The sequence below is a fragment of the Curtobacterium sp. SORGH_AS_0776 genome (genome assembly GCF_031453355.1).
In the GTDB taxonomy this organism is placed as follows: Bacteria; Actinomycetota; Actinomycetes; order Actinomycetales; family Microbacteriaceae; genus Curtobacterium.
This window is the reverse complement of sequence record NZ_JAVIYU010000001.1, coordinates 302,683-318,614: the sequence shown is the minus strand read 5'-3', so window position 1 is coordinate 318,614 and position 15,932 is coordinate 302,683. Positions and strand designations below refer to the sequence as shown.

The 15,932-nt window shown below is 71.0% G+C and carries 16 protein-coding genes and 1 tRNA gene; 11 read left to right on the top strand and 6 right to left on the bottom strand.

All coding sequences use genetic code 11. The features are described 5' to 3' along the window. Positions 1-180: 180 nt before the first annotated feature. On the top strand, positions 181-1,125 hold the full coding sequence (locus tag QE359_RS01595) for a thioredoxin domain-containing protein (RefSeq protein ID WP_070417807.1): 945 nt from the start codon (positions 181-183) through the stop codon (positions 1,123-1,125). Between the two features lie 19 nt (positions 1,126-1,144). On the opposite strand, the gene QE359_RS01590 is transcribed toward QE359_RS01595, so the two are convergent. After that, positions 1,145-2,038, bottom strand: coding sequence for a neutral zinc metallopeptidase (locus QE359_RS01590; RefSeq protein WP_309777129.1), 894 nt, complete (start codon positions 2,036-2,038; stop codon positions 1,145-1,147). On the opposite strand from QE359_RS01590, the gene QE359_RS01585 reads away from it, so the two are divergent. After that, positions 2,037-3,044 carry a 2-deoxy-5-keto-D-gluconate 6-phosphate aldolase domain-containing protein gene (locus QE359_RS01585; protein WP_309777127.1) on the top strand — a complete coding sequence of 336 codons (1,008 nt, stop codon included), beginning with the start codon at positions 2,037-2,039 and terminating at the stop codon, positions 3,042-3,044. The genes QE359_RS01590 and QE359_RS01585 overlap by 2 nt on opposite strands. 21 nt (positions 3,045-3,065) lie before the next feature. Here QE359_RS01585 and QE359_RS01580 read toward each other — a convergent pair whose 3' ends face one another. Next, entirely contained in the window at positions 3,066-3,590 is a 525-nt protein-coding gene (locus tag QE359_RS01580) for an NAD(P)H-hydrate epimerase (protein WP_309777126.1), read from the bottom strand. A 272-nt stretch (positions 3,591-3,862) separates the two neighbouring features. Between QE359_RS01580 and QE359_RS01570 the strand changes: the two genes are divergently transcribed. Both QE359_RS01570 and QE359_RS01565 read left to right on the top strand, forming a co-directional pair. Then, positions 3,863-4,663: an alpha/beta hydrolase gene (locus QE359_RS01570; protein WP_309777122.1), complete on the top strand. Its 801-nt coding sequence runs from the start codon at positions 3,863-3,865 to the stop codon at positions 4,661-4,663. 53 nt (positions 4,664-4,716) lie between these two features. Then, the gene (locus tag QE359_RS01565) at positions 4,717-5,748 is read left to right on the top strand and encodes an aldo/keto reductase (protein WP_309777120.1); all 1,032 of its coding nucleotides are present in this window, start codon (positions 4,717-4,719) and stop codon (positions 5,746-5,748) included. 211 nt (positions 5,749-5,959) lie between these two features. Here the strand turns inward: QE359_RS01565 and QE359_RS01560 are convergent, their stop codons facing one another. From QE359_RS01560 to msrB, 3 genes are all read right to left on the bottom strand, one after another. Further along, positions 5,960-7,222, bottom strand: a complete 1,263-nt coding sequence (locus tag QE359_RS01560; RefSeq protein ID WP_309777119.1) for a CHAP domain-containing protein — start codon at positions 7,220-7,222, stop codon at positions 5,960-5,962. Positions 7,223-7,376: 154 nt separating this feature from the next. Next, positions 7,377-7,452: transfer RNA gene (locus QE359_RS01555), tRNA-Thr, on the bottom strand. A 36-nt stretch (positions 7,453-7,488) separates the two neighbouring features. Then, entirely contained in the window at positions 7,489-7,893 is a 405-nt protein-coding gene (msrB, locus tag QE359_RS01550; RefSeq protein ID WP_070417813.1) for a peptide-methionine (R)-S-oxide reductase MsrB, read from the bottom strand. A gap of 57 nt (positions 7,894-7,950) precedes the next feature. Here msrB and QE359_RS01545 point away from each other — a divergent pair, with 57 nt between their 5' ends. From QE359_RS01545 to QE359_RS01515, 7 genes are all read left to right on the top strand, one after another. Then, the gene (locus tag QE359_RS01545; protein ID WP_309777117.1) at positions 7,951-8,424 is read left to right on the top strand and encodes a GNAT family N-acetyltransferase; all 474 of its coding nucleotides are present in this window, start codon (positions 7,951-7,953) and stop codon (positions 8,422-8,424) included. Continuing rightward, the gene (locus QE359_RS01540) at positions 8,424-9,425 is read left to right on the top strand and encodes a DUF2332 family protein (protein WP_309777115.1); all 1,002 of its coding nucleotides are present in this window, start codon (positions 8,424-8,426) and stop codon (positions 9,423-9,425) included. The genes QE359_RS01545 and QE359_RS01540 overlap by 1 nt, the downstream gene beginning before the upstream one ends. Before the next feature lie 96 nt (positions 9,426-9,521). Next, positions 9,522-9,818 (top strand): DUF3263 domain-containing protein, encoded by a 297-nt coding sequence (locus QE359_RS01535; RefSeq protein ID WP_229085283.1) that lies wholly within the window; start codon positions 9,522-9,524, stop codon positions 9,816-9,818. A 321-nt stretch (positions 9,819-10,139) separates the two neighbouring features. Continuing rightward, complete coding sequence (locus QE359_RS01530; RefSeq protein ID WP_309777114.1) at positions 10,140-10,397, top strand: LytR C-terminal domain-containing protein; 258 nt, start codon at positions 10,140-10,142, stop codon at positions 10,395-10,397. A gap of 203 nt (positions 10,398-10,600) precedes the next feature. Beyond that, positions 10,601-10,804 (top strand): cold-shock protein, encoded by a 204-nt coding sequence (locus tag QE359_RS01525; protein WP_022903461.1) that lies wholly within the window; start codon positions 10,601-10,603, stop codon positions 10,802-10,804. Between the two features lie 238 nt (positions 10,805-11,042). Then, complete coding sequence (gene groL / locus QE359_RS01520) at positions 11,043-12,662, top strand: chaperonin GroEL (protein ID WP_070417818.1); 1,620 nt, start codon at positions 11,043-11,045, stop codon at positions 12,660-12,662. 283 nt (positions 12,663-12,945) lie between these two features. Further along, positions 12,946-13,833, top strand: coding sequence for a hypothetical protein (locus tag QE359_RS01515; protein ID WP_309777102.1), 888 nt, complete (start codon positions 12,946-12,948; stop codon positions 13,831-13,833). 375 nt (positions 13,834-14,208) lie between these two features. On the opposite strand, the gene QE359_RS01510 is transcribed toward QE359_RS01515, so the two are convergent. Next, the gene (locus QE359_RS01510) at positions 14,209-15,918 is read right to left on the bottom strand and encodes a HAMP domain-containing sensor histidine kinase (protein WP_309777100.1); all 1,710 of its coding nucleotides are present in this window, start codon (positions 15,916-15,918) and stop codon (positions 14,209-14,211) included. Positions 15,919-15,932 lie beyond the last annotated feature (14 nt).

Sequence of the window (15,932 nt, the reverse complement as noted above, 5' to 3'; positions counted from 1 at the left end):
GTGGGGGCCCCGGATGGTCGCCGTCGACCATCGAGGTTCATACAACACGATCTGCCCCGGGAGCGCCAGTGCTCACACCTGGTTGGGTGGTTCCCATCGGGTCCCGGTACGATCGGCGGGTCCGTCCGGCCTGCCGGGGGAAGCCGTACGGACGACGACCAACGTGAGGACACTCGACGCATGACCAACCGCCCCGAGGGTGACGCCCGCGCCGCGCGGAACGAACGACGCGAAGCCGCACGACAGCGTGCCCAGCGTGCCCGCACCCAGCAGAAGCGCCGCCAGCGCGGACTCCGACTCGGCCTGCAGATCGGCATCGGCGTCGTCCTGCTCGCCGCAGCGACCGTCGTGACACTCGTCCTCGTCGACTCCGTGCAGCCCGCGGGCCCCGGCCCGGCGAACACCTCGCAGGGCGGCATCACGATCGGGCAGGACCTCAAGGCGGTCACGGCGTCCTCACAGTCGCCCGCGCCGACCTCGACGGACGCCGCCGGCTCGGTGCGCATCACGATGTACGTCGACTACCTCTGCCCGATCTGCGGCCAGTTCGAGGACGCGAACGGCGAGTACATCCAGAACCTCGTCGACTCCGGTGCGGCGACGGTGGACATCCACCCGATCGCGATCCTCTCGAACCGGTCGCAGGGCACGAAGTACTCGCTCCGGGCCGCGAACGCCGCCGCCTGCGTCGCGGACAGCTCGCCGGACCAGTTCTTCGCCGTCAACCAGGCGCTGTTCGCGAAGCAGCCGGAGGAGGGCACCGCCGGCCTCACCGACGCGCAGCTGACCAAGGTCGTGACGGGCGTGGACGGGCTGCAGAAGCGGTCGACGATCACGAAGTGCATCGAGGACCAGACCTACAGCAAGTGGATCGACGAGCGGACCACCGCGGTGACCGGCGGCGACATCCCCGGGTCGACGCTCAAGGAGTTCCCCGGAACGCCCCTCGTGCTCGTGAACGGGCAGCGCTACGAGCTCACCTCGCCGATCACGAACGACGACTTCCGGACCTTCGTGGTGACGGCTGCCGGTGCGAGCGACGCCACCCCGACGCCCACGCCCACGCCCACGCCGAGTGCCACCCCGACCCGGTCCGCGACGCCGAGCGCCTCGCCGTCGAACTGACCCGGGCTGCTGACCCGGACTACAGGGACGAACCCGGCACGCTGAACGTGTCGCACGCCGTCGCGCCGCGCTGGTAGCCCCGCAGGAACCAGTTCTGGCGCTGCTCGCTCGACCCGTGGGTGAACGAGTCCGGGTCGACCCGACCGCTCGAGCGCTCCTGGATGCTGTCGTCGCCGACGGCGCTCGCGGCGGACAGTGCGTCCTCGATCTCGGCACGCGTGATCGGCTCGAAGAAGGTCTCGCCGTTCGCGTCCTTCGTGGTCGCGGCGCCGCCGACCCAGGCGCCCGCGTAGCAGTCCGCCTGCAGTTCGACGCGGACGCTGCCGGACGACGCTCCGGTCCCGGAGCGGTCGGTGTTCGCGAAGGCACCCTGGAGCTGCTGGATGTGGTGGCCCCACTCGTGCGCGACGACGTACATCTGCGCGAGCGGTCCTCCGGAGGAGCCGTACTTCGACTGCAGGTCGTCGTAGAACGCGGTGTCGAGGTAGATCGCCCGGTCCGGCGGGCAGTAGAACGGGCCGGTCGCCGCCGACGCCTGGCCGCACGAGGTGCTCGTCGAGCCGTCGAACAGGATGAACCCCGGGGTCGTGTAGACGATCCCGAGCTTCCGTGACTCGGACGTCCAGTACCCGTCGAGCGACTCCGCGGCGCCCTCCATCCGGCACTCGATCTTGAGGTTCGCGTCACGGCCCGTTCGGCACTCGGCTGCTGCGTCGACGGTCTCACCGCGCTGCTGGATCTCGGTCGTGCCGTTGCCGCCGTCGATGATGCCGGAGAGGTCTACGCCGGTGAACTGCGCGATGAGGAACACGACGATGGCGCCGACGCCCACCGCGCCGCCGCCGATCGCAGCGCCGCGCCCCCGCCGGGTGACCTTCCCGCCCGTGAGCTGCGAGTCGTCGTTGAACGTCATGCCCCGAATGTACGGGTGGGCGGTGCTCGGTGCCCGCATCGGCGGGAGGAGTAGACCGGACGGCATGCCCGTCCTCGACGAAACCCACCCCCTCTTCCTCTTCGCGATGGACCAGCGGTCCTCGCTCCTCGAGCACACCTACGACGAGTCCGGCGGGGAGCCGCTCGACGAAGCCGAGGCCGAGCGCGTGCGCGCCGGCAAGCAGCTCGTCTACCGCGGTGTCCTCACGGCGCTCGCGGCCGGTGCGTCCCGCGAGCGGACCGGCGTCCTCGTCGACGAGCGCTACGGCGCCGACGTCGCCCGGCTCGTCAAGGAGGCCGGCCTCCAGCTCGCGATGCCGATCGAGCGGTCGGGCCGGGAGTGGTTCGAGCTCGAGTACGGCGAGGACTGGATCGCGCACGTGGACGCCTTCGACCCGGACTGGGTGAAGGTGCTCGTGCGTGACAACCCCGACTTCGACGCGGACCGCCGCGAGCGGCAGGCATCGGAGCTCGCCGACATCGCTGGCGTGCTGCACGGTGCCGGTCGGCCGTTCCTGGTCGAACTGCTCGTTCCGGCGACCGACGAGCAGCGGGCATCGGTCGAGGACTACGACCGCGACCTCCGACCGGACCTCGTCGTGCAGGTCATCGAGTACCTGCAGGACCACGGGGTCGAGGCGGACGTGTGGAAGCTCGAGGGCCTCGACGAGCGCGCGGACGCGGAACGGGTCGTCCGGACCGTGCGTCGCGGTGGCCGGGACGCGGTGCAGTGCATCGTCCTCGGCCGGGACGCCCCCGAGGAGCAGCTCGACCACTGGCTGCGCACCGCCGCCGGGGTGGACGGGTTCGTCGGGTTCGCCATCGGTCGCAGCAACTGGGAGGAACCGCTCGAGGACGTCGTCCGCGAACACCTCGACACCGAGGCCGCCGAGGGGCTCATCGCGGCGAACTACCGCCACTTCGTCGACACCTGGCTCGAGGCCCGCCCGGGCATCGAGCACGGGGTGGACGCCGGCGCGGTCTGACCCCGGGTCCGAGCCCGGGTCTCAGGTGCGGACCAGCGGCTCCACGCCCGCCAGGTCTGCACCGATCCCGACGTCGACGAGCTCGATCCGCCCGGCGAGGCTCGCGCCCGGTCCGCGGAGCAGCCCGGCCTTCACCCCGCCGAACGTCACCGTGACGTCCGCCTGCAGCACGTGGTCGTCCGCGATCGCGCCGGTGTCGACGTCGATGCCGCTCGGCACGTCGACCGCCACGACGAACGGTGCGCGCTGGTCGCGTGCGAGCTGGCGGATCGCCGCGACGACCTCGCGCGCCGGCGAGCGGAGCGCGGACGCGCCGTGCACGCCGATGCCGAGGATCCCGTCGAGCACCAGGTCCGCCTCGAGCGCCGCGTCGGTCGCGACGGCGGCCAGACGCGCAGCGTCATCCCGGGAGGCCGCTGCGAGGAGGTCCGCGGCCGGACGGACCGACCCGGTGTCGGACGGGCGGTCCAGGAGGCGCGCCCCGGCGTCCAGCGCCGCTGCCAGGCCCGCCGCGTGGACGCGTGAGCCGACGCGCAGCACCGTCACGCGCCTCCCGTCCGCCGCCAGGCGTGCCCCCAGCGAACAGCGCGTCACCACCGTTGTCGCCGCTGCCCACCAGCAGCAGGACCGATCCCGGTCCGTCACCCGGACGCACGGCCGGGTCGTCGAGCAGTCCGCCGACGGTCCGCGCCAGCCCGTCCGCCGCACGCTGCATGAGCGGTTCGCCCGCGTCGAGGTGCGGCCGCTCCGCCGCCCGGATCTGATCGCCGCCGTAGCCGTCCATGGCGACCACAGTGCCCCGGTAGCCTGGAGGGGACATGTCACTCGTCCCCGAAGCACCCCGTCCCCGCGTCGTGATGTCCCCGGACGGGCTGAAGATCGCGACCTACGACTTCGGCGACCCCGAGGCGCCGGCGGTCGTCGCCGTGCACGGGTTCGCCTCCGGCGCGCTGCTGAACTGGCACGCCTCGGGGTGGACGCGCGACCTCGTCCGCGCCGGGTACCGCGTCGTCGCGCTCGACCAGCGCGGGCACGGCGCCTCGTCGAAGCCGCACGACCCGTCCGCGTACTCGATGGAGCTCCTCGTCGCGGACGTCGTCAGCGTGATCGACACCTACCTGCTCGACGACGTCGCGTACCTCGGGTACTCGCTCGGCGCCCGCGTCGGGTGGCACACCGCCGAGCAGCTCCCCGACCGGATCACCCGTGCGGTCTTCGGCGGCATCCCCGACGCCGACCCGATGCGGCGCGTGCGGGTCGACCAGGCGAAGGCGTACTTGGCGGACGGCACGCCGATCGAGGACCGCGTGACGAACGGCTACCTGACGATGGCCGCCGGCGTCGAGGGGAACGACCTCGGCGCGCTCGTGGCGATGGTCGAGGGGATGCGGGGCAGCATCGAGCCGACGCCGTCGAACGCGCCCGCGCAGCCCGTGCTGATGGCCGCGGGCAGCGAGGACGGCATCAAGGACAGTGCCGTGCGGCTCGCGGCGGCGGCCCCGGACGCCTCGTTCTTCGAGATCCCGGGCCGGAACCACTTCAACGCGCCGACGTCGCGCGACTTCCGCCAGGCCGCGATCGCCTTCCTGACCGAGACCGCCGTGTCCGACCAGCGCTGACGGGTACTGCCAGGTCCTCGTTGTCCCCGGTGGTCGCGCGTACCGTCCCGGCCATGGACTACAGACTCCTCGGCAACAGCGGGACATCGGTGTCGACGCTGACCCTCGGCACCATGACCTTCGGCAGCGAAGCCGACGAACCCACCTCGCACACCATCATCGACACGTTCGTCGCCGCCGGCGGCACGCTCATCGACACGGCGGACGTCTACTCCGGCAACGAGTCCGAGCGCATCATCGGCCGCTGGCTCGCCGCGCACCCGACCGAGGCGCAGCAGGTCGTCCTCGCCACCAAGGGGCGCTTCCCGCAGGGCGACGGGCCGAACGACCTCGGGCTGTCCCGTCGGCACCTCCGGGTCGCCCTCGACGCCTCGCTCGAGCGGCTCGGCGTCGAGTACATCGACCTGTACCAGATGCACGCGTGGGACGCCCTCACCCCGATCGAGGAGACCCTGCGCTTCCTCGACGACGCCGTGTCCGCGGGCAAGATCGGCTCCTACGGGTTCTCGAACTACCTCGGGTACCAGATCACGAAGGCCGTGTACGAGGCGAAGGGCCACGGGTGGGCCCCGCCCGTGACGCTGCAGCCGCAGTACAACCTGCTCGTCCGCGACATCGAGCACGAGATCGTCCCCGCCTGCCTCGACGCCGGCATCGGCCTGCTGCCCTGGTCGCCCCTCGCCGGCGGCTGGCTCTCCGGCAAGTACCAGCGCGACGAGGCCCCCAGCGGCGCGACCCGGCTCGGCGAGAACCCGGCGCGCGGGATGGAGGCGTGGGAGGCGCGGAACGGCGACGAGCGGACATGGGCCGTCCTCGACGCGGTGTCGGACATCGCCGACGCGCACGGTGCCTCGCGGTCGCAGGTCTCCCTGGCCTGGCTCCTCGCCCGACCGGCCGTGACGAGCGTCATCCTCGGTGCCCGGACGGTCTCGCAGCTCGAGGACAACCTCGGTGCCGCCGACCTCGTCCTCGACGACGCCGAGCTCGCACGGCTCACCGAGGTCAGCGCGCCGCGCATCGACGACTACCCCTACGGCACCGCGGGTGTCGCGCAGCGCGAGCGGAAGATCACCGGGGGTCGCTGAGCGTTCGCTGTCCGACGGGTGCGGCTTTCCGCGAGCTTGACCAGGGATGTGGACACCGTGTTCGGTGCGGTGTCACCATCACTGCACGACCGGCTGGTTACCGCGTCGAGCGCTCGGAACGCCCCCTGATCCGTGTTCCACGCGCCGAAGGCCCCGGGTGTTCCCACCCGGGGCCTTCGCACGTGGCGGGGGACCGTCCCCCAGCGTCGTGTCAGTAATCGACGCGGATGAAGTCGTGCGCCTGGCTCCAGATCGGTCGTTCGGCGACCTTCGTCGTGGTCCAGTCCCCACTCGTCCCGGTGCTCAGACCGTTGCCGTCCAGCACGTACCAGACGCCGTTCACCTTCTTAGAAACGATGCCGACGTGCTGGTCCGAGCCGAAGATGACGATGTCACCGACGCGCGGCGAGGCACCGGCAGGCAGCTGCGTGCCGAGCTTCCGCATGTCGCGCACCCACGTGTAGTAGGTCCCGCCGGTGGTGTTCCGGAGCGCCCAGGTCGAGAACCACGCGCACCAATCGCCGCGGTACCCGTGCCAAGGGGCCGTCGTGGAGGTGTCCACCTGGTAGACCGTCTTGCCCATGTAGGAGCGGGCGTAGTCGACGACCTGCTGTGCTGTCGGCGAGCTCGGCAGACCAGTCGAGGGCGGCGGTGCCGTGACCTTCCCGTCCCAGTCACCGACGATCGGGACCACTGACGTGTTCCCCGCCGGACCCCACGCGAACGCGCTCGAACTCGGGTTGGTGGTGTTGGCGTTCGCAAGGTGGTACGACCCGTCGGAGGGTCGGTACCAGCCGACGGTGTCCTTCCCGTCGCCGTTCCAGTCGCCGGCGATCGCCGTCACGGTGGTGTTGCCAGGCGGGCCAGCGACGAACGCGCTGGAGTCGGCGGTCGTGTTGTTGGCGTTCGCGAGGTGGTACGACCCGTCGGAGGGTCGGTACCAGCCGACGGTGTCCTTGCCGTTGCCGTCCCAGTCCCCGACGACGGGCGTCACGGACGTGTTCCCCGCTGGCCCCCACACGAACGCGCTCGACGACGCGGACGTCGTGTTGGCGTTCGCGAGGTGGTACGACCCGTCGGAGGGTCGGTACCAGCCGACGGTGTCCTTGCCGTCGCCGTCCCAGTCCCCGACGATCGGAGTGATGGACGTGTCGCCTGCTGGCCCCCAGACGAACGCTGCGTCGGACGGGCCGCCGCTGAGATCGTCCGACATGTGCCACGACGCGTCGCTGTAGCGGTACCACGCGATGGAGTCGGCACCGTCGCCGTTCCAGTCGCCCGCCACCGGCACGACCGAGCCGCTGTTGGTCGGCCCGTTCACGAACGCGACGTCGCTCTCGTCACCAGGAGGCGTGTCGAACGACAGGTGCCAGGACGAGTCGCTCGGCCGGTACCAGCCGATGCTGTCCTCGATGGTCTTGGTGTCGGCCGACGCCGAGCTGACCGGTCCGGCGACGATGAGCCCGGCGGCCACGATGCCGAAGACGGAGGCGGTTGCGACGACGCGCAGCCCGCGATTCCCCCGTGCTGAATTCCCCTGATTCCGCTGTTGTTTCACGGCGCTCACCCTGGCAGGGTGAGCATCCGACGGTCAACAGATCTGTCTACCCCAGATCGGGGGGGGTGGGTGGGGCCGGCAGCGGGACTCGAACCCGCAACCCCCGTATTACAAGTACGGTGCGCTACCAATTGCGCCATGCCGGCTGACGCGCCCATCCTAGCGGCGGACGCGCCGGGGCCTCACTCGCTCTTCTCGGAGAAGTTCAGCGAGATCGAGTTCATGCAGTAGCGGTCACCCGTCGGCGTGCCGAACCCGTCGGGGAACACGTGGCCGAGGTGCGAGCCGCAGTTCGCGCAGCGGACCTCGGTGCGTGCCATGCCGAGGGAGTTGTCCTCGAGCAGCTGCACCGCGTCGGGGTCGACCGACTCGTAGAACGACGGCCAACCGCAGCCGGAGTCGAACTTCGTGCCGCTCTTGAACAGCTCCGCGCCGCACGCCGCACAGGTGTAGACACCGGCGCGCTCCTCGTCCAGGAGGTCACCCGTCCACGGGCGCTCCGTACCGGCCTGCCGGAGGACGGCGTACTGGTCCGGGGAGAGCTCCTCGCGCCACTGGGCGTCGGACTTGTCGACGTTGTATGCCATTGTTTCCTCCTGCTCCTGTCGCCGTTGCTGGACGACCACTTCGGTAAACTCGCGACGATGTCCGAACATTCCGTGCACCACGCCCGTTGGGACCGTCTGACGACGGACGAACTGTACGGCATCGTGGTGCTCCGGAACCGCGTGTTCGCACTGGAACAGCGCGTCACGGCCGAGGACTTCGACGGCCGTGACCGTGAACCGGACACCGAGCACTGGTGGTTCGGCACCGACGACCGACCGGTTGGGTACCTGCGGCTCATCCGACCGGCACCGGACGAGGTCCACCCGGACGGTTCGGCTGCACCCGCCTGGGTGATCGGCCGGGTCGCCACCGACCCCGGACACCGCGGGAGCGGGATCGCCGGTCGCCTCGTGGCCGCGGTGCTCGATGCGCACGGGCACGAGCCCTTCGTCCTGCACGCCCAGGAGTACGTCGCCGGACTCTACGAGCGCCACGGCTTCGTCCGCTTCGGAGCGCCCTACGACGAGGCCGGCATCCGTCACGTCGGCATGCACCGTCCCGGTCGCTGATGGACACGCGGGAGCGGTACGCCGCCTACGCGGAGCGCATCGCGGGGGTCTCGCCGTCCTACGCCGCGTGGGCGCGGTCGCTGGACGACGGGGTGGTGTCCGTGCTCGACGATGTCCCGGAGTCGAAGCGGCAGCCAGAGCTCCTCTTCGCGGTCGCCCGGCGCCTGGGCGCCGATCCGGCGGACCCCGGTGCGCTGCGCGCGCTCGTCCAGGAGGCGCGACCCGCCCTGCTCGGCGCCCTCACCTCCGCCACGGTGCAGGCCAACGACCCCAGACGCCTCGCCCCGGTGGTCCCGCTGTTCGCGGCGCTCGCCGCGCGGGTCGGGCGGCCGCTCGGCCTCGTCGACGCGGGGGCGGCGGCGGGGCTGTGCTCGATCCCGGACCGGGTGACGCTCGACTACGTCGTCGGGGCGCGGTCCGAGGTCGTCCGGATGCACACGGCCTCCGTCGAGCCCGGCCTGCACCTCGTCGCGGCGGCCAGCGGCGCGGTGCCGGCGCCGGCAGCGGAACCGATCGAGGTCCGGGCGCGGGTGGCCCTCGACCCGAACCCGATCGACCTCGCCGGGCCCGGGGCGTTCGACCGGCTCGTCGAGGCCGTCCCGCCCGAGGCGACGGACCGCACCGCCCTGATGCGCGAGGCTGCGCGTGCGACGCTCGCCGCGCCTCCCGTCCGCATCCGGGGCACCCTGCCGGGCGACCTCGACCGCGCACTGGAGGCCCTGCCGGACGACGTCGTGCCGGTCGTCCTGACGACCGGGACCCTCGTGTACGTCCCCGGCGCGGACCGCCAGCGGTTCGTCGACCGGGTGCGCGAGCGGGGCGTGCACTGGATCGCGCTGGAACGCACGGGGATCCTCAGCGGGGTCGCCGCGACCCTGCCGGACGACGTCGACCCCGCTGATCCGGACGCGTTCGCGACCGCGTCGCTCGACGGCGTGGCCCTGGCCGTGTCGGACCCGTTCGGGGTCCGCGTCCGGTGGTTGGCCGATCCGAACCTGTGACCGGTCTTCGCGACAGTCCAGCGGCGTGCCAGGGTGGGGATGACCTCCACCCCTACGATGTGCGAGACCCGTTCCCCCACCGTGATCGGAACCGCAGTGACCGCCACACCCGTCGAGCTCGACGAGCTCGCCAAGCACGTGCTCGCGTTCGAGCACGACCGGGCACGGCACGACCGCACGAAGGAAGCGGAGATCCGGGTCGAGTTCGACATGTCGCCCGCTCGGTACTACCAGGTGCTGAACCGTGTGATCGACTCGCCCGCGGCGCTCGCGTACGACCCGCAGCTGGTCTCCCGGCTGCAGCGGCTCCGGTACGCGCGCACCAGTGCCCGGGCGGCGCGCAGTTTCGTCGCGCCCGGTGCAGCTCCCGAAGGACGTGAAGAGGAACGATGACGACGAGATACCCCCGAGACCGGTTCGACGACGTCGCCGACGGCCCCCGGGTCGGGGCGCACCGCGGTGCGCAGCGGCGTGGGCGCGGGTGGATCGCGTTCGCGTGGGCGGCGCTCGCCACCGGTGTCATCGTGGGGGTCTGCGTCGTCGCCCTCGCGCTCCTGAACGGCAGCTACTCGTTCACCGGCTCGGCATCGCCGTCGGCTTCGGCCTCGGCGTCGGCGTCCGCATCGGCGGCGCCGTCGTCGTCCGCGTCCTCGTCGGCGTCGCAGGCACCGGCCGCGGGGACCCCGGCCGACCAGGGGTGCGACGACGCTCGTCGTGCTGAACGGCACGTCGACGACCGGCCTCGCGGCGAAGGGCAGCGCGGCGCTGACCTCGGCCGGGTGGAAGGTGACGTCGACGGGGGACGCCGGCACGACCGGGGCGACCTCGACGATCGTGTACTACCAGCAGGCCGCCCAGGCCGCCGTCGCGCAGGGCATCGCGAAGTCGCTCGGCACGACCGCGGTGCAGCAGTCGGCGGCGTTCCCGAACGCCGACATCAGCGTCGTGCTCGGCGCGGACTACGCCGGCTGATCGTTCCCGGCGCATTCCTGGTCGCGTTCTCCGGTGCGTGAAGCGTGCATTTGTGACGGCCGTGTTTCGAGCACGTTGATTCTTGTCGGAATCGACGTGAAACAACGTCACACCTCTTGCCCTGTCGGCATTGTTCGGTAAGAGTCTCCCCAAGACGGCGACTACGCCGTCCGCACCAGCACCACCGCAGGGAGCAAGAGATCATGGCCAACGGAACCGTGAAGTGGTTCAACGCCGAGAAGGGCTTCGGCTTCATCACCGTCGATGGAGGGGGCCAGGACGTGTTCGTGCACTACTCGGCAATCGACATGTCGGGGTACAAGGTCCTCGAGGAGGGCCAGGCAGTGACGTTCGACGTCGGCACCGGGTCGAAGGGGCCGCAGGCCGAATCGGTTCGTCCCGCCTGACCCGGCAACCACCTCGCGAACGCGCCGTCCCGTCCGGGGCGGCGCGTTCGTCCGTGTGCGGCGACCGGCGTTCGTCGCTTCCGTCCCTCGTGTCGGTGCGTGTCCTGGGAACTCGACCCGCGCCTCCTGGCGGTGTTGCACTCGACCCCTGCGAGTGCCAGAATCGGCGTTGGCACTCGCTCACGCTGAGTGCCAGCACGACCCCCATGACGACGTCCGGGAGGGACGAGAAACTCACATGGCTAAGATCATTGCTTTCGACGAGGAGGCCCGCCGTGGCCTCGAGCGCGGCCTGAACATCCTGGCTGACGCCGTGAAGGTGACGCTCGGCCCGCGCGGCCGCAACGTCGTCCTCGAGAAGAAGTGGGGCGCCCCCACGATCACGAACGACGGTGTCTCCATCGCCAAGGAGATCGAGCTCGACGACCCGTACGAGAAGATCGGTGCGGAGCTCGTCAAGGAGGTCGCCAAGAAGACCGACGACGTCGCCGGTGACGGCACGACCACCGCGACCGTCCTCGCCCAGGCCCTCGTCCGCGAAGGCCTCCGCAACGTCGCCGCCGGTGCCGACCCCGTGTCGCTCAAGCGCGGCATCGAGAAGGCCGTCGCCGCCGTCTCCGACCAGCTCCTCGCCAACGCGAAGGACATCGAGACCAAGGACCAGATCGCCGCGACCGCGTCGATCTCGGCCGCTGACCCGACCATCGGCGCGCTCATCGCCGAGGCCATCGACAAGGTCGGCAAGGAAGGTGTCGTCACCGTCGAGGAGTCGAACACCTTCGGCACCGAGCTCGAGCTCACCGAGGGCATGCGCTTCGACAAGGGCTACCTGTCGCAGTACTTCGTGACCGACCCCGAGCGTCAGGAAGCCGTCTTCGAGGACGCCTACATCCTGATCGTCAACTCGAAGATCTCGAACATCAAGGACCTCCTGCCGGTCGTCGACAAGGTGATCCAGGCGGGCAAGCAGCTCCTGATCATCGCCGAGGACGTCGACGGCGAGGCCCTGGCCACGCTCGTCGTGAACAAGATCCGCGGCATCTTCAAGTCCGTCGCCGTCAAGGCCCCGGGCTTCGGCGACCGTCGCAAGGCCATGCTGCAGGACATCGCGATCCTCACCGGCGGCCAGGTCATCTCGGAAGAGGTCGGCCTCAAGCTCGAGAACGCGACGCTCGACCTGCTCGGCAAGGCCCGCAAGGTCATCATCACCAAGGACGAGACGACCATCGTCGAGGGTGCCGGCGACGAGGAGCAGATCGCGGGCCGCGTCCGTCAGATCCGCTCCGAGATCGAGGCGACCGACTCCGACTACGACCGCGAGAAGCTCCAGGAGCGCCTCGCGAAGCTCGCCGGTGGCGTGGCCGTCATCAAGGCCGGTGCCGCGACCGAGGTCGAGCTCAAGGAGCGCAAGCACCGCATCGAGGACGCCGTCCGCAACGCGAAGGCCGCTGTCGAAGAGGGCATCGTCGCCGGTGGTGGCGTCGCCCTCATCCAGGCGTCCGTCGTGCTCGACACCCTCGAGCTCGAGGGCGACGAGGCGACCGGTGCGAACATCGTCCGCGTCGCGATCGACGCGCCGCTCAAGCAGATCGCGCTGAACGCCGGTCTCGAGCCGGGTGTCGTCGCCGCCAAGGTCCGCGAGCTCGAGTCGGGTCACGGCCTCAACGCCGCGACCGGTGAGTACGTCGACCTCGTCGCCGCGGGCATCATCGACCCGGCCAAGGTCACGCGCTCGGCGCTGCAGAACGCTGCGTCGATCGCCGGTCTGTTCCTCACGACCGAGGCCGTCGTCGCCGACAAGCCCGAGCGCACCCCTGCTGCTCCGGCCGGCGACCCGACGGGTGGCATGGACTTCTAAGCAGTCCTGACGGAAGGGCCTCGCACGCTGCGCGTGCGGGGCCCTTCCGCGTGCGTGGGGGGGGGGTGCGTGCCGGCGGGCGGCGGCGGGCGGGGGCGGGCGTCGAGGTCGCACGAACTGCCGCCCGAGAGCGCGACGGGCGGCAGTTCGTGCGACCTCACCGTCCCGCCCACGGCGTGTTGTGCGACCAGCGCTCACCGCACAGGAGGCGCGGGTCGTCACGTTCTCCACAGTTCGGCTCGAAGGATGGTCGCGGCTCGCACCGCACCGCCACACTCTCGTCATGCCTCGGCCGTCTCCGCTCCCCGACGAACTCGATCCGAACGGCTTCCGGGTCTGCGACGCACTCGCGGCCGGGGTCGACCCGGGTCGACTCCGCCGGCGGGACCTCGCCCGCCCGGTGCACGGCGTCCGGACGACAGCTGCATTGATGTCGCCCGTCGCCGCGCTCGCACTCGTGATGCGCCCAGATCAACACTTCAGTCACACGACCGCTGTCGAGCTCTGGGGTGCCCCGCTCCCGCGCCAGTTCGAGGGCAGCCTGCACGTCACGACGATCGGCGCCGGCCCGCTCATGCGTCGGCCCGGTGTCGTCGGACACCGACGTCGATCCGCGGCGGCCGTGGTGCTGCGGGGCGGCGTACGAGTCAGCGGGCCGGAACACGCGTGGCGCGAGTGCGCTGGGCTGCTGAGCGTCCGACAGCTCGTGGCCGTCGGAGACTTCCTCGTCGGACCGCGAGGCCGGACGACGGTCGACGCCCTGGCCGCCACGATCCTTCCCGGGCAGCGCTCCGTCGCCGTTGCACGTGCGGCCGTCGAACTCATCCGCGTCGGTGCTGAGTCGGCGATGGAGACGTGGCTGCGTCTTGCGGTCGTGGACGCGGGGTTCCCTGAACCGGAACTCCAGATCGAGGTGTTCGACCGTGCACGGCGGTTCCTGGCGCGGGTGGACATGGGCTGGCCGGAGCTCCGGATCGCGCTGGAGTACGACGGGGACCACCACCGCGAGCGCGCGACGTTCGAACACGATCAGCGCCGGGACAACTCCATGACCGTGGAGGGATGGCTCGTCCTCCACGTGAATCGAGGGGACGTCGACCGTCCTGCGGTCCTCTTCGAGCGGCTTCGTCAGGCGTTCGTTGCGCGATCGTCGGCTCGATCACGGGCATGACCTGGTCGAGGTCGCGCGACATGCCGCGCGTGGGGCGTCCGGGTCGCACGAACTGCCGCTGGGCCCGTGGGTGGGCGGCAGGTATTGCGACCTCGGCGTGTGCTGGTGGGTTCGTCGTGAGGTCGCGCGACATGCCGCGCGTGGGGCGTCCGGGTCGCACGAACTGCCGCCGGGCCCGTGGGTGGGCGGCAGGTATTGCGACCTCGGCGTGTGCTGGCGGGTTCGTCGCGAGGTCGTGCGACATGCCGCGCGGGGGGCGTCCGGGTCGCACGAACTGCCGCCGGGCGCGTGGATGGGCGGCAGGTATTGCGACCTCGGGCCAGCGGGCGGGCGGGCGCGGGCGAGCGGACGCCGGCGGGCGGGCGCCCGCGGGCGTCACGCGCCGGCGGGGGCGGGGGCGGCGTAGTCGCGGGGGAGCAGGGGGAGCCACACGCGGAAGGTCGCGCCGCCGCCCTCGGTGTCGAACACCTCGACCGACCCGTGGTGCGCCGCGACGATGCCCGAGACGATCGCGAGCCCCAGGCCCGAGCCGCCGGTGTCCCGCGCGCGCGAGGTGTCGGCACGCCAGAAGCGCTGGAAGATCTTGTCGCGCAGCTGCGGCGGGATGCCCTCGCCGTGGTCGATCACGTCGATGTGCGCCATCCCGCGCTCGTCGTCCACGCCGATGCCGATCTCGATCGGGTCGTCGTGCTCCGTGAAGCGCATGGCGTTGCCCATGAGGTTCGTCACGATCTGGCGGATCTTGTTCTCCTCCGCCAGGACGATCGGCGGCCGCTTCGGCAGCACGACGGTGGGCAGCGGGGTGGTCTCGTCAGTGGGGGCAGCCGCGCCGTCGACACCCATCGCGCGGGTGCGGCGGGCGCGGAGTCGCGCGATCGTCTGGCGCGAGAACGCGATCGGGCCGGTCGTGTTCGCGGACGTCGGCGATGCCGGGGGGCCGTCGCCGGAACCGGGGGCCGAGGCGGGTGCTGACGCCGGACGGACCGCGTGCGGCACGCTCTCGCCGGTCACCGAGTCCTCGACGAGCACCTGGATCTCGCGGTCGGGGTTCGACGCCATCGTGTCGAGCGCGGAGTCACGGGCGATGGCGACGAGGTCGACCGGGCCGAGCTCGAGCGGCTTCGACTCGTCGATGCGGGCGAGCTGCAGCAGGTCCTGCACGAGGAGGCCCATGCGCTGGGCTTCCTTCTCGATGCGCTCCATCGCCTGGGCGACGTCCTCTTCCTTGCGGAGCGCGCCCATCCGGTAGAGCTCGGCGTACCCGCGGAGCGACACGAGGGGCGTGCGGAGCTCGTGGGAGGCGTCCCCGACGAACCGACGCATCTGGTCGATGGTGCGCTGCCGGTCCTCGAACGCGGAGTCGATGCGTTCGAGCATCGAGTTGAGGGACCGGTTCAGTCGACCGACCTCGGTGTTGGGGGTGTCGGCTTCGAGGCGCTGGTTGAAGTCACCGGCGGCGAACCGGGCAGCGGTGTCCTCGACGTCGCGCAGGGGGTCGAAGGTCGCCGTCACGAGGAGCCGCGTGAGCATGGCGCCGAGCAGGATCACCGAGGCACCGAAGCTCAGGAAGATGGCGGTGAATCGCAGGACGGTCTGGTCGGTGTCGGCGCTCGACACCGCGACCAGGACGTACCCGGCCTGCGTCGTGCCGGTCGACTGGTCCTGCAGCGATGCCGGGATGACCTGCGCACGCCACTCGTGGTTGTGCTGGCTGTCGTACAGCGAGAAGCGCGAACTGGTCTGCGCCGCGGAGGAGAAGTCGAGCTCGTGGATGTCGGGGCGGCTCGACGCCGGGGTCTGGCAGATCTGTTTGCCCGCGGAGTCGTAGGCGGCGACGTACGCGCTCTGCGAGAGGACGACGGAGAGCTTGCAGTACTGCTCGCCGTCGCTGATGTTCTGACCCTCGAGCTGTTCCGTCGTCTGACGGACGTTGTTGTCCAGCTGGGCCATGAGGTACGTCGACAGCACCGTCATCGTGCCGAGCCCCGCGACGAGCAGTCCGAGCGCCACCAGGAGCACCGTGATCCCGGTGATCTTGGTGCGCAGGGAGATCCCGTCCCACCAGCGGCTCATTCGCGTGTGCATGCTGCCCCAACGAT

Coding starts and splice junctions, on each gene's coding strand:
- QE359_RS01540 (WP_309777115.1), top strand. CDS start 8,424: ATGGACACGCGGGAGCGGTACGCCGCCTACGCGGAGCGCATCGCGGGG.
- groL (WP_070417818.1), top strand. CDS start 11,043: ATGGCTAAGATCATTGCTTTCGACGAGGAGGCCCGCCGTGGCCTCGAG.
- QE359_RS01590 (WP_309777129.1), bottom strand. CDS start 2,038: ATGACGTTCAACGACGACTCGCAGCTCACGGGCGGGAAGGTCACCCGG.
- QE359_RS01515 (WP_309777102.1), top strand. CDS start 12,946: ATGCCTCGGCCGTCTCCGCTCCCCGACGAACTCGATCCGAACGGCTTC.
- QE359_RS01565 (WP_309777120.1), top strand. CDS start 4,717: ATGGACTACAGACTCCTCGGCAACAGCGGGACATCGGTGTCGACGCTG.
- QE359_RS01595 (WP_070417807.1), top strand. CDS start 181: ATGACCAACCGCCCCGAGGGTGACGCCCGCGCCGCGCGGAACGAACGA.
- QE359_RS01510 (WP_309777100.1), bottom strand. CDS start 15,918: ATGCACACGCGAATGAGCCGCTGGTGGGACGGGATCTCCCTGCGCACC.
- QE359_RS01585 (WP_309777127.1), top strand. CDS start 2,037: ATGCCCCGAATGTACGGGTGGGCGGTGCTCGGTGCCCGCATCGGCGGG.
- QE359_RS01525 (WP_022903461.1), top strand. CDS start 10,601: ATGGCCAACGGAACCGTGAAGTGGTTCAACGCCGAGAAGGGCTTCGGC.
- QE359_RS01570 (WP_309777122.1), top strand. CDS start 3,863: ATGTCACTCGTCCCCGAAGCACCCCGTCCCCGCGTCGTGATGTCCCCG.
- msrB (WP_070417813.1), bottom strand. CDS start 7,893: ATGGCATACAACGTCGACAAGTCCGACGCCCAGTGGCGCGAGGAGCTC.
- QE359_RS01545 (WP_309777117.1), top strand. CDS start 7,951: ATGTCCGAACATTCCGTGCACCACGCCCGTTGGGACCGTCTGACGACG.